Annotated in this window: 16 protein-coding genes; 7 read left to right on the forward strand and 9 right to left on the reverse strand. The window is 74.6% G+C overall.

Annotated elements, in window-relative coordinates; genetic code table 11:
• Position 1: 1 nt before the first annotated feature.
• The gene (locus tag K8Z49_RS44675; protein WP_024935998.1) at positions 2 to 184 is read right to left on the reverse strand and encodes a hypothetical protein; all 183 of its coding nucleotides are present in this window, start codon (positions 182 to 184) and stop codon (positions 2 to 4) included.
• A 70-nt stretch (positions 185 to 254) separates the two neighbouring features.
• On the opposite strand from K8Z49_RS44675, the gene K8Z49_RS44680 reads away from it, so the two are divergent.
• Positions 255 to 1,409, forward strand: a complete 1,155-nt coding sequence (locus K8Z49_RS44680; RefSeq protein ID WP_052357773.1) for a sensor histidine kinase — start codon at positions 255 to 257, stop codon at positions 1,407 to 1,409.
• A complete protein-coding gene (locus K8Z49_RS44685; protein ID WP_412516973.1) occupies positions 1,394 to 2,008 on the forward strand; it encodes a response regulator in 615 nt (204 codons plus the stop codon). Before K8Z49_RS44680 ends, K8Z49_RS44685 begins: the two co-directional genes overlap by 16 nt.
• A 1-nt stretch (position 2,009) precedes the next feature.
• On the opposite strand, the gene K8Z49_RS44690 is transcribed toward K8Z49_RS44685, so the two are convergent.
• Both K8Z49_RS44690 and K8Z49_RS44695 read right to left on the reverse strand, forming a co-directional pair.
• Positions 2,010 to 2,834: a siderophore-interacting protein gene (locus K8Z49_RS44690; protein ID WP_412516974.1), complete on the reverse strand. Its 825-nt coding sequence runs from the start codon at positions 2,832 to 2,834 to the stop codon at positions 2,010 to 2,012.
• 11 nt (positions 2,835 to 2,845) lie between these two features.
• Positions 2,846 to 3,868, reverse strand: a complete 1,023-nt coding sequence (locus tag K8Z49_RS44695; RefSeq protein ID WP_021599226.1) for an ABC transporter substrate-binding protein — start codon at positions 3,866 to 3,868, stop codon at positions 2,846 to 2,848.
• Positions 3,869 to 4,001: 133 nt separating this feature from the next.
• Here K8Z49_RS44695 and K8Z49_RS44700 point away from each other — a divergent pair, with 133 nt between their 5' ends.
• From K8Z49_RS44700 to K8Z49_RS44720, 5 genes are all read left to right on the forward strand, one after another.
• Positions 4,002 to 5,057, forward strand: a complete 1,056-nt coding sequence (locus K8Z49_RS44700; RefSeq protein ID WP_021599227.1) for a FecCD family ABC transporter permease — start codon at positions 4,002 to 4,004, stop codon at positions 5,055 to 5,057.
• Entirely contained in the window at positions 5,054 to 6,103 is a 1,050-nt protein-coding gene (locus K8Z49_RS44705; protein ID WP_021599228.1) for a FecCD family ABC transporter permease, read from the forward strand. Before K8Z49_RS44700 ends, K8Z49_RS44705 begins: the two co-directional genes overlap by 4 nt.
• Position 6,104: 1 nt before the next feature.
• Complete coding sequence (locus K8Z49_RS44710) at positions 6,105 to 6,914, forward strand: ABC transporter ATP-binding protein (RefSeq protein ID WP_075019773.1); 810 nt, start codon at positions 6,105 to 6,107, stop codon at positions 6,912 to 6,914.
• Positions 6,915 to 6,989: 75 nt separating this feature from the next.
• Entirely contained in the window at positions 6,990 to 8,456 is a 1,467-nt protein-coding gene (locus tag K8Z49_RS44715) for an MFS transporter (RefSeq protein WP_111832964.1), read from the forward strand.
• Positions 8,453 to 8,917, forward strand: coding sequence for a MarR family winged helix-turn-helix transcriptional regulator (locus K8Z49_RS44720; protein WP_021599879.1), 465 nt, complete (start codon positions 8,453 to 8,455; stop codon positions 8,915 to 8,917). Before K8Z49_RS44715 ends, K8Z49_RS44720 begins: the two co-directional genes overlap by 4 nt.
• Here K8Z49_RS44720 and K8Z49_RS44725 read toward each other — a convergent pair.
• The 6 genes from K8Z49_RS44725 to K8Z49_RS44750 all read right to left on the reverse strand — a co-directional run bounded on the left by K8Z49_RS44725 (position 8,914) and on the right by K8Z49_RS44750 (position 14,187).
• Positions 8,914 to 10,197 (reverse strand): ABC transporter substrate-binding protein, encoded by a 1,284-nt coding sequence (locus tag K8Z49_RS44725; protein WP_244938845.1) that lies wholly within the window; start codon positions 10,195 to 10,197, stop codon positions 8,914 to 8,916. The genes K8Z49_RS44720 and K8Z49_RS44725 overlap by 4 nt on opposite strands.
• Complete coding sequence (locus K8Z49_RS44730; protein ID WP_412516975.1) at positions 10,194 to 11,294, reverse strand: branched-chain amino acid ABC transporter permease; 1,101 nt, start codon at positions 11,292 to 11,294, stop codon at positions 10,194 to 10,196. The genes K8Z49_RS44725 and K8Z49_RS44730 overlap by 4 nt, the downstream gene beginning before the upstream one ends.
• A complete protein-coding gene (locus tag K8Z49_RS44735; RefSeq protein ID WP_021599876.1) occupies positions 11,287 to 12,177 on the reverse strand; it encodes a branched-chain amino acid ABC transporter permease in 891 nt (296 codons plus the stop codon). Before K8Z49_RS44735 ends, K8Z49_RS44730 begins: the two co-directional genes overlap by 8 nt.
• On the reverse strand, positions 12,174 to 12,965 hold the full coding sequence (locus K8Z49_RS44740; protein WP_255275405.1) for an ABC transporter ATP-binding protein: 792 nt from the start codon (positions 12,963 to 12,965) through the stop codon (positions 12,174 to 12,176). The genes K8Z49_RS44735 and K8Z49_RS44740 overlap by 4 nt, the downstream gene beginning before the upstream one ends.
• The gene (locus K8Z49_RS44745) at positions 12,962 to 13,759 is read right to left on the reverse strand and encodes an ABC transporter ATP-binding protein (protein ID WP_412516976.1); all 798 of its coding nucleotides are present in this window, start codon (positions 13,757 to 13,759) and stop codon (positions 12,962 to 12,964) included. The genes K8Z49_RS44740 and K8Z49_RS44745 overlap by 4 nt, the downstream gene beginning before the upstream one ends.
• A gap of 137 nt (positions 13,760 to 13,896) precedes the next feature.
• Entirely contained in the window at positions 13,897 to 14,187 is a 291-nt protein-coding gene (locus tag K8Z49_RS44750) for an MTH1187 family thiamine-binding protein (protein ID WP_021598617.1), read from the reverse strand.
• Position 14,188 lies beyond the last annotated feature (1 nt).

A 14,188-nucleotide genomic window follows, 5' to 3' on the forward strand; every position in this document is an offset into this window, starting at 1 on the left:
GTCAGCCCTGGGGCCCGCGCCGGGTCAGCCTGCCCGCGAAGCCCCAGCCGAGGCCGATGAGGACCGCGCCGGCGGAGGCGACCAGACCGAGGGCGGCGACGTCGAGGACGGCGAGGAGCGCGATGAGGAGACCGTAGACGACGGTGAGGGCGAGGAGGGCCTGCCGGACGGCGGTGCTGTTCATGGGCACGATCATGCTGCGACCTGGCGGTCGGTAGTATCCACCGGTCGGTGGACAGAGCGGGGTGGCGGACATGACCGGCGGACCGGAGGGGGCGCGTGCGGAGAGCGTCTGGCTGCGCTCGTATCCGTTCTGGGACGCCTATTTCGCGATGGTGCTGGTCGGGACGATCGCCGCGACGGCCGCCGACGGAGCGCCGCCCGGCCGGCGGGCGGCGGCGATCCTGCTGCTGGTCCTGCTGAGCCTGGCGTACGTGGCGATCGGGCGGAAGGCGCTGCGGTCGCAGGAGGTGCCGCGGCCCGGGTGCAAGATCTATGCGGTGGCGCTGATCTGCATGTTCGTGCCCGCGACGCTGCTCGCGCCGGTGACGGCGACGGGCCTGTCCGCGCTGGCGCCGCAGGTCTACATGATGTACGGCACGGCCCGCGGCCTCGCGCTGATGCTCGTGCTGCTCTCCGGCCCGGTCGGGCTCGCGCTGGCGGAGTCGGGCGCGAGCCGCGCGATGACGGTCGTGATCGTCGCGGGCGGCGTCGCGTGCAGCGTCCTGCTCGCGGTGTTCATCGGCCGGCTCGGCCGCCAGAACCGCGAGCGGCTGCGGCTGATCGAGGAGCTGGACCGGACGCGCGGCGAGCTCGCCGAGGTGAGCCGCGAGGCGGGGGTGCTCGCCGAGCGGGAGCGGCTGGCCCGCGATATCCACGACACGATCGCGCAGGGGTTCACCTCCATCGTGATGCTGCTGCAGGCGGCGGAGGCCGACACCGGGCCGAACCGGCACCTGGAGCTGGCGGTCCGCACGGCGCGGGAGAACCTCGCCGAGACGCGGGGGCTGGTCGCGGCGCTGGCGCCGCCGGCGCTGGACGGCGGCTCGCTGGTGGAGGCGCTGCGGCGGATGGCCGGCGACTTCGACCTGCCCGCCGACCTGGTCGTCGAGGGGGAGCCGCGCCCGCTGGACGCCGTGGAGGTCGTCCTGCTGCGGGTGGCACAGGAGGCGCTCGCCAACGTCCGCAAGCACTCGGGCGCCGGGTCGGTGATGATCATGCTGGAGTACGGGGGCACGGTGCGGCTGACCGTCGCCGACGACGGGCGCGGGTTCGACCCGGAACGGGCCGGACGCGGGTTCGGGCTGCGGGGGATGCGGAGCCGGGTCGAGCAGGCCGGCGGGACGTTCACCGTCAACGGCGCGGACGGCACCAGGGTCGAGGCGGAGGTGCCGTGCTCCGCGTCATGATCGTCGACGACCATCCGATCGTCCGGGAGGGGCTGCGGGGGATGCTCGCGGCCGAGCCGGACATCGAGGTGGCGGGGGAGGCCGCGTCGGGGGACGAGGCCGTCGCGGTGGTGCCGGCCGTCCGCCCGGACGTGGTCCTGATGGACCTGCGGATGCCGTCCGGGGACGGGGTGAGCGCGATCGAGCGGCTGCCCGGCCACCGGATCCTCGTCCTCACGACCTTCCACGACGACGCCGACATCGTCCGGGCGATCGAGGCCGGCGCCGCGGGCTACCTGCTCAAGGACGCGTCGCGGGCCGACCTCGCCGCGGCCGTCCGGGACGTCGCGGCGGGCCGCCGGGTGCTGTCGCCCGAGGTGTCGGCCCGGCTGGCGGCGGCGAGCGCGGCCGCGCCGCCGCCCGTCCTGTCGGCCCGGGAGTCGCAGGTGCTCGCCCTGGTGGCGGAGGGCCTGACGAACGCCGAGATCGGCGGCCGCCTCCACATCGGCCAGGCGACCGTGAAGACGCACCTGCTGCGGATCTTCGGCAAGCTCGGCGTCTCCGACCGCACCGCCGCCGTCATGACCGCCCTGGAACGCCGCATCCTCCCACCCCCGTGACTCACTCCTCGGTGGCGGGGCTGCCGCCGGCGACGACCTCGGCGAGCAGGTCCTCCTCGGTGGCGCCGCGGCGCCAGTAGCCGGTGAAGGTGACGGCGCGGCGGTCCAGGCCGCGCTCCTTGACCAGGTGCCGGCGCAGCGCCTTGACGACGGCGGACTCACCGGCGATCCACGCGTAGGCGCCGGCGGGGATCGTCGCGGCGCGGACCGCGTCCACCAGGCCGCCCGGGGAGACCCAGGTGACCTCCGCGTCGGCGGCGGTCGGCAGGTCCTGCCGGTCCTCGGGGTACGGGACGTCGAGCCACACCTTCGCGGGCGTCCCGGCGGGCAGCCAGGCGAGGTTCCCGGCGATCGCGGGCAGCGCGGTCAGGTCGCCGGCGATCACCACCGGGGCGCCGGGCGGCGGACGGAAGTCGTAGCCGCCGTTGTCGGGGCCGGTCGGGCCGAGGACGGTGACGCGGTCGCCCGCGCCCGCCGACCCGGCCCAGCGGGCGGCCGGGCCGGACGTGCCGTCGGCGTGCAGGGCGAAGTCGACGTCGAGCTCGCCGGGACGGGTGCCGCGGACGGTGTAGGACCGCATGATGCCGCGCTCGGCCGGGTCGAGCGCCCGCCAGTCGGCGAACCACGTGTCGCCGTTGCTGTTCCGCGGCATCACCGGTGCGTCCTGGTGCGGGTGCGGGAGGAACAGCTTGAAGCGCTGGTCGCGCCCGGCGGTGACGAAGCCGTCCGCGCCGCCGAAGGTGACCCGGACCATCGACGGCCCGAGCCGCTCGGACCGCAGGACGTGCAGGTCGAAGAACGCGAACGGGTGGGCAGGGGTCGTCATCGCGCCGCCTTTCAGCCGGTCTTCTTCGCGGACTGGATGGTCTGGGCGAGGGACTCGATGATCGGCGCGCAGCCCTCGTAGGAGAAGCGCGGCTCGGGCTGCCAGGCGACGACCTGGCCGGCCTTCACCGCGGGCAGGTCCTTCCAGGACGGCTTGGAGCCGAGGTCCTTCGGCTGGAGCGCCTGCGTCCGGGTGTCGAGCATGATGACGTCGGCCTTGTACTTGCCGGCGTTCTCCCAGCTCAGCTCCTCGAAGTAGCCGTCCTGGCTCGGCTTCTCCGGCACGATGAGCTCGACGCCGAGCTCCTTGAAGTAGATGAGGTCGGTGTTCTTGTTCGGGCTGGAGGCGTAGAACAGGTCGGGGCTCGCGGACGCGGCCAGCACCTTCAGGCCCGGCCTGGCCTTGGCGGCGGCGCGCAGCGTCTCGGACGCCTTGTCGAACCGGGCCTTGGCGGCGGTGACCTTCGCCGACTTCAGGTCGGCGCCGAGGGCGGCGGCGAGGGCGCCGGTCCGCTCGATCGGCTTCGGCAGCGGCACGGCCCCGGTGGAGATGGCGACGCTGGGGGCCAGCGCGAAGATCTTGTCCTTGCTCTCGGCCGGGACGTAGAAGAGGTCCGGCGGCACGAACATGTTGTCGACGAGGAGCTCGGGGCGCAGCGCGGCGTACTTCTCGATGTTGAACTCGCCGTAGGCGTTGCCGATGATCTCCAGCCGGTCGACGGGCAGGTTCCCGGCCTGCGGGTCCGGCTTGCCGTCCTTGAGCTTCGTCGGGCCGTACACGCCGACGAGCTGCCGGTCGACGCCGAAGTCGTAGAGGGCCGCGGCGGCGCCGACGTAGGCGACGACCCGCTGCGGGCGCGCCTTGAGGTCGACCTTGGTGCCGCGGTCGTCGGTGAACGTCCACGCGCCGCCGCCGGACGAGGCCGTGCCGCCTCCGTCGCCGCCGCAGGCGCTGAGGAACGCTCCAAGGGCGGCGGCGCCGCTCGCGCCCAGGAAGCCGCGGCGGGTGAGGTGACCAGCACCGATGTATGACATTACGGACGTTCTCCCAAATCAACTACGGTGGTGTGATGGTGACCGCTGCGGGCTTAGGTTAACCTAACCTAAGATCTTGTCCAGAGCGGGGCCCGCCAGTGCGGCCCCAGGCACGTCCCCCGGAGCCCACCAGGTGTTGCTGACGAAGTCGCCGCCGCTCAGCCAGCTCGCCGAACGCCTGCCCGCCGGACGCCCGGCCGCCGGGCGCGCGCCGTGGGCGGCCGGGCTCCTCGCCGCCGTCCTGCTCCTGCTCGCCGCCGTCGTGCTGAGCCTCGCGGTCGGCGCGAAGCCGCTGTCGCTCGCGCAGGCCTGGGACGGGCTGTTCCACGACGACTCGCCCGCGTACACCGTCGTCCACGACATGCGGGTCCCGCGCACGCTGCTCGGCCTGCTCGCCGGGACGGCGCTCGGGCTCGCCGGCGCCGTGATGCAGGCCCTGACCCGCAACCCGCTCGCCGACCCCGGGATCCTCGGCATCAACGCGGGCGCCTCCGCGGCCGTCGTCTCGGCGATCTCCTTCCTCGGCATCACCTCGTTCACCGGCTTCGTCTGGTTCGCGTTCGCGGGCGCCGGCACCGTCGCGGTGCTGCTCTACGCGGTCGGCGGCGGGCGCGGCGCCACCCCGGCGCGGCTCGCGCTCGCCGGGTCGGCGCTGAACGCGGCGCTGTTCTCCTACGTGAACGCGGTCCAGCTCCTCGACACCGCGTCGCTCGACCGGATGCGCTTCTGGACGGTCGGCTCTCTCGGCGCCGCGCAGGGGTACACCGTGGTCCGCGTCGCGCCGTTCGTCCTCGCGGGGCTCGCCATGGCGCTGCTGCTGGCCCGCCCGCTGAACGCGATGGCGATGGGCGAGGACGCCGCCCGCGCGCTCGGCGCCGACCCGCGCCGGGTCCGGGTCGCCGCGATCGTCGCGGTCACCCTGCTGTGCGGCGCGGCGACGGCCGCCTGCGGGCCGATCATCTTCGTCGGGCTGATGATCCCGCACTTCGTCCGCGCGCTGACCGGCCCCGACCTGCGCCGGCTGATCCCGTACTGCGCCGTCCTCTCCCCGGCCCTGATGCTCGCCGCGGACGTCCTCGGGCGGGTGGTCGTCCGCCCGTCGGAACTCCAGGTCGGCATCGTGATGGTCGTCGCGGGCGGCCCGGTGTTCCTCTACTTCGTCCGGCGCCGGAGGACGGCCGCCTCATGAGCAGGGCCCCGCACTTCGCCGTCGTCCGGGTGCCCGCCGGGCCGTCGTTCCGGTTCCGCCCGCGCGCGCTCGTCGTCGCGGCGGTCTGCCTCGCGGTCGCGCTCGGGACGGGGGTCCTGCTCATCGGCAGCGGCGACTTCCCGATGAGCCCCGCGCAGGTCGTCCGCACCCTGCTCGGGCAGGGCTCGCCCGCCGACTCCCTGATCGTCAACCAGATCCGGCTGCCGCGGGTGGCGGCCGCGCTCGCGGTGGGCGCCGCGCTCGGGCTGGCCGGGGCGATCTTCCAGTCGCTCGTCCGCAACCCGCTCGGCAGCCCCGACATCCTCGGGTTCAGCCAGGGCGCCGCGACCGGCGTCCTCGCCGTGATCGTGCTGACCGGCGGGGGCAGCGCCGCGGTCGCCGCCGGGGCCGCGGGCGGCGGCCTGCTCACCGGCCTGCTCGTCTACGCGGTCGCCGGCCGGCACGGCGCGCACGGGCAGCGGCTCATCCTCGTCGGCATCGGCGTCGCCGCGATCCTCACCGGCGTGAACGGCTACCTGCTCACCCAGGCGCAGATCGTCGACGCCGCCCGCGCCGTCCTGTGGCTGACCGGCAGCCTGGACGGCCGCGACTGGGCGGACGCCGCGCCGGTGATCGCCGCGCTCGCCGTCCTCGGCCCGCTGGTCCTGGTCGGCTGCGGCCGGGCGCTGCGGATGCTGGAGATGGGCGACGACGCGGCGCACGGCCTCGGCGTGCCGATCGAGCGGGTCCGGCTGGTCATGCTGGCCGCGGCCGTGCTGCTCACCTCGCTCGCCGCGGCGGCGGCCGGCCCGGTCGCGTTCGTCGCGCTGACCGCGCCGCAGCTCGCCCGCCGGCTCACCCGCACGGCCGGCCCCAACCTGCTGCCCGCGGCGTGCATGGGCGCGGCGCTGATGGTGGCCGCCGACTGGACCGCGCAGCGCGCGTTCCCGGGCCATCAGCTCCCGGTCGGCGTCGTGACCGGCCTGCTCGGCGGCGGATACCTGGTCTGGCTCCTCGTGACCGAACGCAAGACGGGACGGATCTGAATTGAAGGACGGGAACGCGCGCCTCACCGGAACCGGGCTGACGCTCGCCTATGACAAGCGCATCATCACCGAGGACCTCGACGTGGCCGTCCCGGAGGGTTCGTTCACGGTGATCGTGGGGCCGAACGCGTGCGGCAAGTCGACGCTGCTGCGGGCGCTGGCGCGGATCCTGCGGCCGTCCGCGGGGACGGTCGTCCTGGACGGCCGGCCCATCGCCGACTGGCCGGCCAAGAAGCTGGCGCGCACGCTCGGCCTGCTCCCGCAGTCGTCGATCGCGCCGGAGGGCATCACGGTCGCCGACCTGGTCGCGCGCGGCCGGTACCCGCACCAGAGCCTGCTGCGGCAGTGGTCGCGGGAGGACGAGCGGGTCGTCGCCGAGTCGATGGACGCGACCGGCGTCGGGGACCTCGCCGACCGGCCCGTGGACGAGCTGTCGGGCGGGCAGCGCCAGCGCGTCTGGATCGCGATGGCGCTCGCCCAGCAGACGCCGCTGCTGCTCCTGGACGAGCCGACGACCTATCTCGACATCGCCCACCAGATCGAGGTGCTCGACCTGTGCGCGCGGCTGCACGAGGAGGGGCGCACCGTCGTCGCCGTCCTGCACGACCTCAACCACGCCGCCCGGTACGCCACGCACATGATCGCGATGCGGGACGGCGGCATCGTCGCCGAGGGCGAGCCCGCCGCGGTCGTCACGTCCGAGCTGGTGGAGCGGGTCTTCCGGCTCCCGTGCCAGGTGATCGACTGCCCGGAGACCGGGAACCCGCTGGTCGTCCCGGCCGCCCGCGCCCGCACGCCCGCCCCGCACTAGGCGCCCGGAATCGTTGCAGTCGCACAACGGTTGTAGTCTTGCAATGGTTGTACGGCTACAACGGTGGGAGGGCGCGTGCCCGAACTCAGTCCCCGGCGCCGGCTCCTGGTGCTGGCCATCTGCTCGATGAGCCTGCTCGTCGTCAGCCTCGACAACACGATCCTCAACGTCGCGCTGCCGTCGCTGCAGGAGGACTTCCGCAGCTCGCTGTCCGGCCTCCAGTGGACGATCGACGCCTACCTGATCGTCCTGGCGTCGCTGCTGATCCTGTCCGGCTCGACCGCCGACCGGATCGGCCGGCGCCGGGTGTTCCAGACCGGGCTCGCGCTGTTCGTCAGCGGGTCGGTGATGTGCAGCCTCGCGCCGTCCCTCGGCTGGCTCGTCGGCGCCCGCGTGGTCCAGGCGGTCGGCGGGTCGATGCTCAACCCGGTCGCGATGTCGATCATCACGAACGTGTTCACCGAGCCGCGCGAGCGGGCCCGCGCCATCGGCGTGTGGAGCGGGGTCGTCGGCCTCAGCATGGCGCTCGGGCCGCTCGTCGGCGGGCTGCTCGTCGACTCCGTCGGCTGGCGCTCGATCTTCTGGCTGAACGTGCCGATCGGGCTGGCCGCGCTCGTGCTGACCGCCTGCTTCGTCCCCGAGTCGCGGGCCGCCCGGCCGCGCCGCCTCGACCCGCTCGGCCAGATCCTCCTGATCGTCATGCTCGGCGCGCTGACGTTCGCGATCATCGAGGCGCCCGGCCACGGCCTGCGCGACCCGGCCGTCTTCGGCGCCGCGCTGCTGGCCGCGGCGGCGCTCGCCGGGTTCGTCCGGCACGCCCTGCGCAGTCCCGAGCCGCTGATCGACCTGCGCTTCTTCCGCAGCGTCCCGTTCTCCGGCGCGACGGTCATCGGCCTCAGCGGGCTCGCGGCGCTCGGCGGCTTCCTCTTCCTGAACACGCTCTACCTGCAGAACGTGCGCGGGATGTCGGCGCTGCAGGCCGGGCTGTACCTGCTGCCGATGGCGGCGATGACCGCGGCGACGGCCCCGCTGTCCGGGCGGCTCGTCGGCGGCCGGGGCCCGCGGCTCCCGTTCCAGATCGCCGGCGCGACGATGCTCGCCAGCGCGCTGCTGTTCGCCGCGTTCGACGCCGAGACCGGCGATCCCACGCTGTTCGCCGCCTACGTGCTGTTCGGCATCGGGTTCGGCATGGTGAACTCGCCGGTCACCAACACCGCGGTCTCCGGGATGCCGCGCTCGCAGGCGGGCGTGGCCGCCGCCGTCGCCTCCACCAGCCGGCAGGTCGGGCAGGCGCTCGGCGTCGCGGTGATCGGCGCGGTGCTCGCGGCCGGGACGTCCGGCTCCTACGCCGCGTCGACCTTCGTGTCGGCCGCCCGCCCGGCATACTGGATCCTCGCCGGGTGCGCCGCCACCGTCCTCGTGCTCGGCACGCTGACCACCGGCCCGCGGGCCGCCCGCAGCGCGGCGCGCACGTCCGCCCTGCTCGGGTCCGGCGACGCGCCGCCGGACGCCCGCCACGCGACGGGAGCGACCGCCCCATGACCGAGCCCGACCCGGCCGCCCGGCACGCCGCGACCGCGGCGCGGGCGTGGCACAACCTTCGCGTCCTGCTGCACGAGCGGGCCGACCGGCGCCGCGAGGTCTCCGAGGCGCTCGGCATGAGCTTCTTCCGGGTCAAGGCGCTGCGCCGCATCGCCGCGGCGACGCCCCCGCTGACCCTGCGCGACCTTGCCGAGGCGCTGGTCACCGACCGCCCGTACGCCACGCTCGTGGTGGACGACCTGGTCGGGCGCGGCCTGGTCGAGCGGTCCCCGCACCCCGCCGACCGCCGGTCCAAGATCGTGACGGTGACGGAGGCCGGGCGCGCGGCGGCGGCGGAGGCCGAGCGGATCCTCGACACCCCGCCGCCGGAGCTCCACGACCTGCCGCCCGAGGACCTGGCCGTCCTCGACCGCGTCGCCGCCCGCCTCGTCACCGACCCGGAGGCGCCGGCGGAGGGCTAGGCGCCCGCGGGGACCCGGTAGGTCTCGGCGGCCTCGGACTCCTGGGCGTCCCGCTCGACGACGAGCCCGCCGAGCGCCTTGGCGTCGGTCCGCAGGATGTAGGTCTTGCGGGTGCCGGGCTCGTCCACCTTCGAGAAGTCCATCGGCGTCCCGTAGCCGCCGTCGTGGGCGGTGGTGGCCCGGTGCGCGGTGATCAGGCCCTCGCGGGTGAGGTCCTTGGCGGCGCACGCCTTCTTCAGCGCGTCCGTGAAGATCACGGCGTTGGTGTAGCCGTTGACGACGGCGTTGTCGCGCGGCTGCCCGGGGTACTCGCGGCCGTAGTCGTCCGCGAGCTTCTTGATCGGCGCGAGGCCAGAGGAGATCGGCGCGCCGGCGCTGGCGAGGTAGAAGTCCTTGAGCAGCGCGGGCGCGGCCGGCGTCCGCAGCAGCTGCGGGGAGAACCCGGAGTTGCTCGCCACGATCGGCACCGTGATCCCCTTGGCGCGGGCGACGCCCGCCAGCGACGCCGACTGCCGGGGGCCGGCGCTCATCAGGATCGCCGCCACGCCCGCGTTCTCCAGCGCGGCGACCTGGGAGGTCATGTCGTTGTCGGTCGCCTTGATCTTCTGCTCGACGAGCGTCAGCCCGAGCTCGCCGGCCGCGTACTTGGACCCGGCGAGCGCGCTCTCCCCGTAGTCGCCCTCGAAGTAGACGTGCCCGATCTTGTCGCCCTTCTTGATCCCCTTCTCCTCGGTGAGGAAGTCGAGCGCGTTGATCATGTCGATGTCGTAGGTGGTGCCGGTGACCTGGATGTACTTGTTCCCGAGCAGCGTCGTCGCCCACGCGTTCGGGATGACGAGCATCTCGTCGGACGTGATGCGCTTGCCGAGCGCCGTCACCATCGGCGACCCGACGAACTGGGCGATGCCGATGACGCTCGACCGCATCTCGCTGTAGGCGGCGACGGCCTTCTGCACGTCGTACCCGTGGTCGCGGACGACCAGCTCGATCTTGCGCCCGCAGACGCCGCCCTGCGCGTTCAGTTGCTCGACGTACATCTGCTGGGCCTGGGTGAGGCTCTTGCCGAGCGGCGCGTAGACGCCGGTCAGGTCGGTCTCGATGCCGACGCGGATCGTGCCGGCGGTGACTCCGGGGCCGGTCCTGACGCCGTCCGCGCCGGTGCCGCCGGATCCGCCCGACGCCTTGCCGCTGCATCCGGACGCCATGCTCAGCGGGAGGGCCATGGCCAGCGCGGCGGCCGCCGTGAGCCGTGCCGTGCCCGTCATACGGGGGCGTTTCATACCGGTTGCTCCTCTTTTTCGAGTCGGGTGAGGGAACGGGCGGCCCGGCGCCGGGACGAGGCGGCGCGCAGCCGCGCCCAGGTCCCGGTCAGGCCGCCGGGCAGGAACAGGACGACGGCGACGACGGCGGCGCCGTACAGGATCCGGGCCGCCTCGGCGGGGGAGAGCCCGCCGGAGCCCGGCGCGGCGACGAGCGGCAGGTCGTCGCCGAAGCGGGTGAGGAGCTGGGGCAGGACGGACACGAACACCGCGCCCGCGACGGCCCCCGCCGCGGTGCCGAGCCCGCCGATGACGATCATGGCGAGGTAGTCCAGGGACAGGAACATGCCGAAGTAGTCGGGGACGGTCCGCCGGAACGACAGCGCGAGCAGCGCCCCGGCCGCCCCCGCGTACATCGACGACAGCACGAACACCCCGGCCCGGTAGCGCGCCACCGGGACGCCCATCACGGCCGCCGCCACCTCGCGGTCGCGGATGGTGTTCATCGCCCGTCCCGGCCGCCCGCGCAGGATGCCGCGCGCGATCCACGCCGCCGGGACCAGCAGCAGGACGGCGAGGAACCAGAGCCGCTCCAGCGCGCCCAGCGGGACGTCGAACACCACCAGCTCGGGGGAGTCGTCGAAGCGGAACCCGGCCAGCTCCAGCGGCGGGACGTCCCGCCCGTTGAACCCGCCGGTGACGCGCTCGGCGTTGAACAGCACGTGCTGCCCGATGAAGATCAGGGCGAGGGACGCGATGCCGAGGTAGGTGCCGCGCAGCCGCGCGGCGATGGGGCTGAACAGGCCGCCCGCGACGCCGGCCAGGACGACGGCGCCGGCGAAGGCCAGCGGCGTCGGCAGCCCCAGACCGGCGAGCCGCGGCTCCGGGCCGGACGCCAGGTACACGTACCCGTAGGCGCCGACGGCCAGGAAGAACGCGTGCCCCATGGACAGCTGCCCGGTCGCGCCGGTCAGCAGGTTCAGGCCGATCGCGCCGATCGCGGCCGACATCGCGAACAGGCCGGTCTGCAGCCAAAAGGCGTCCAGGTAGAACGGCAGCGCGAGCAGGACGGCCGTGGCCGCGAGGGCCGCGACGGCTCGCGGTGAGGGCCTAGACACGGGACAGCTCCCTCGTCCCGAACAGCCCCGCCGGGCGGACGAGCAGCACGGCGAGCATCACGAGGAAGGGCGCCACGTCGCCGATGCCGCGGCCGAGGAACGCGAGGTCGCCCTGGTAGCCGGTGACCAGCGACTCGGTGAGCCCGACGATGAGCCCGCCGGCGAGCGCGCCCGTCGTGGAGTCGAGCCCGCCGAGGATCGCGGCCGGGAACGCCTTCATCGCCGCGAACGACGTGCCGCGGTCCAGGCCCGGCGTCGGGAACACGGTCAGGAACAGCGCCGCGACCGCGGCGAGCCCGCCCGCGACGGCCCACGCGGCGAGCGAGACCCGCGACAGCCGGACGCCCATCAGCGCGGCGGTCTCGCCGTCCTCGGCCGCGGCCCGCATCGCCACGCCCCAGGACGTGAACCGGAACGCCGCCAGGAACGCCGCGATCAGCACGGTCGCGGCCACGAGCGCGGCGATGCGCGACTGGGCGATGCCGACGCCCGCGACGTCGACGACGCGGTCCTGCCAGGGGTCGCCGAGGGAGAGGACCCGCGTGCCGATCTCCCGCGTCAGCGCGGTGGTCAGCACGATGTCGACGCCGATCGTGACGATCGCCAACACCGCGTGGTCCTCCACGCGTGCGCGCCGCAGCACCAGCAGCTCCACCAGCGCCCCGGCGGCGGCCGCGGCCGCGACGCCCGCGCCGAGCGCCGGCAGGAACCCGATGTCGTCGTGCAGGACGGCGGTCACGTAGCCGCCCGCCAGCAGCAGCGACGCGTGCGCGAAGTTGACCACCTCGGTGGCCTTGAAGATGATCACGAAGCCGAGCGCGATCAGCGCGTACACCGACCCCGCCGACACCCCGTTGACCACCAGCTCGATGAACGTGCTCACGGATTCCCCTCCGGGCCGGACGGCGCGTGCGCGCCGCCGAGATAGGCGCGGACCACCGCCGGGTCGCGCTGCACCGCGGCCGGTTCGCCGCCCGCGATGCGCCTGCCGAAGTCCAGGACGGTGACCTCGTCGGCCAGCCGCATGACCATCCCCATGTCGTGCTCGACCAGCAGGACCGAGACGCCGAGGTCGGCGCGGGCGCGGCGGATGACCGCGGCCATCCGCCGCCGCTCCGCGCCGTTCATCCCGGCGACCGGCTCGTCCAGCAGGAGCAGCCGGGGCTCCATCGCGAGGGCGCGGGCCAGCTCGACGCGCTTGCGCACGCCGTAGGGCAGCGCCGCGGCGGGCGCGCCCAGGTGCGCGTCCACGCCGACGAACCGGGCGATGTCGCGGACCCGCGCCCGGTGCCGGGCGTCCTCCCCGCGCGCCCAGGGCGTCCGCAGGCCCGCGGACGCGAACCCGGCCCGGGTGAGGCGGTGCCGCCCGAGCATCAGGTTGTCCTCGACGGACAGCCGCCCGGACAGCGCGATGTTCTGGAACGTCCGGGCGATGCCGAGGCCCGCGATGCGGTGCGGCGGCAGGGACGTCAGCTCCGTCCCGCCGAACCGGACGCTGCCCTCCGTGGCCCGGTAGACCCCGGACAGCACGTTGAAGCACGTCGACTTGCCCGCCCCGTTCGGCCCGATCACCGCGTGCACGCTGCCGGCCGCGACGGTGAAGCCGACCCCGTCCAGCGCCGTGAGCCCGGCGAACCGCACCGTGAGCCCGCTGACCACCAGCTCGCTCATCCGGCCCACCGCCCGAGCGCGGGGCCGCTCTCGCCATCCGGGCCCTCGTCCTCCTCGCCCGCGACGCCGAGGTAGCGGCGCCGGACCTCGTCGCCGGCCGCCAGCTCCGCCGACGGCCCGTGCAGCGTCACCGCGCCGACCTCCAGCACATGCGCGGACGACGACAGCTCCAGCGCCAGGGCCGCGTTCTGCTCGATCAGCAGGATCGCCGTGCCCTGCAGGTTGATCTCCCGCACCGTTTCGGAGATCCGCGCGGCCATCAGCGGCGCGAGGCCGAGCGTCGGCTCGTCCAGCAGCAGGACGGACGGGCACGCCATCAGCGCCCGCCCGATCGCGAGCATCTGCTGCTCCCCGCCGGACAGCAGCCCGGCGCGCTGCCGGGCCCGCTCGGCCAGCAGCGGGAACAGCCGCAGCACCCGGGCGCGGGCCTTCGCGGCCTCCGCCCGGGCCGGCGCGCCGAGCGCGCCCGCCCGCAGGTTCTCCTCGACGCTGAGCCGGCCGAACACCCGCCGGCCCTCCGGCACCTGCACCACCCCGGCCGCCACCACGGTCGACGGGTGCAGGCCGACGAGGGGCCGCCCGCCGAGGTGCACCGTGCCCGCGTCGACCGCCCCGCGATGGAACGGCAGCGTGCCCGAGATGGCGCGGAGCAGGGTGGACTTGCCCGCCCCGTTCGCGCCGAGCACCGCCGTGACCGATCCCGCCGGGACGTCCAGCGAGACCTCGCGCAGCGCCCGCACCGCCCGCCCGTAGCTCACCGACAGCCCGCGGACCGCGAGGGTCCCGTTCGCCATGCGCCCCCTCCAGAAGGTCGTGTGACCGGCACCCCAGCACGGGGCGCCGGCCCACGTCCACGGCCCGGAGGCAAGACGGGGCGGGGGTCCAATCGAAGGTCGCCGGCGTTGTGCGGGGAGCACAGCGGCGGACCGGGTTACCGGAGGTGGCGCTCCACGGACTCGACCTTGGCGTCCAGCGCGCCGGTCACGCCGGGGCGGAGGTCGGCCTTCACGACGAGGCTCACCCGCGGCGCCCGCGCGGCCACCGCGTCGGTGGCGGCCTTCACCACGGCCATGACCTCGTCCCATTCACCCTCGACGGTGGTGAACATGGCGTCGGTCCGGTTGGGCAGGCCGCTCGCCCGCACCACCCGGACCGCTTCGGCGACGAGTTCGCCGACCTCCTCGCCCACGCCGAGCGGGGTCACCGAGAAAGCGACGAGCATC

The sequence above is a fragment of the Actinomadura madurae genome (assembly GCF_047130825.1).
Taxonomy (GTDB): domain Bacteria; phylum Actinomycetota; class Actinomycetes; order Streptosporangiales; family Streptosporangiaceae; genus Spirillospora; species Spirillospora madurae.

Coding starts and splice junctions, on each gene's coding strand:
- K8Z49_RS44675 (WP_024935998.1), bottom strand. CDS start 184: ATGAACAGCACCGCCGTCCGGCAGGCCCTCCTCGCCCTCACCGTCGTC.
- K8Z49_RS44680 (WP_052357773.1), top strand. CDS start 255: ATGACCGGCGGACCGGAGGGGGCGCGTGCGGAGAGCGTCTGGCTGCGC.
- K8Z49_RS44690 (WP_412516974.1), bottom strand. CDS start 2,834: ATGACGACCCCTGCCCACCCGTTCGCGTTCTTCGACCTGCACGTCCTG.
- K8Z49_RS44695 (WP_021599226.1), bottom strand. CDS start 3,868: ATGTCATACATCGGTGCTGGTCACCTCACCCGCCGCGGCTTCCTGGGC.
- K8Z49_RS44705 (WP_021599228.1), top strand. CDS start 5,054: ATGAGCAGGGCCCCGCACTTCGCCGTCGTCCGGGTGCCCGCCGGGCCG.
- K8Z49_RS44720 (WP_021599879.1), top strand. CDS start 8,453: ATGACCGAGCCCGACCCGGCCGCCCGGCACGCCGCGACCGCGGCGCGG.
- K8Z49_RS44725 (WP_244938845.1), bottom strand. CDS start 10,197: ATGAAACGCCCCCGTATGACGGGCACGGCACGGCTCACGGCGGCCGCC.
- K8Z49_RS44740 (WP_255275405.1), bottom strand. CDS start 12,965: ATGAGCGAGCTGGTGGTCAGCGGGCTCACGGTGCGGTTCGCCGGGCTC.
- K8Z49_RS44745 (WP_412516976.1), bottom strand. CDS start 13,759: ATGGCGAACGGGACCCTCGCGGTCCGCGGGCTGTCGGTGAGCTACGGG.
- K8Z49_RS44750 (WP_021598617.1), bottom strand. CDS start 14,187: ATGCTCGTCGCTTTCTCGGTGACCCCGCTCGGCGTGGGCGAGGAGGTC.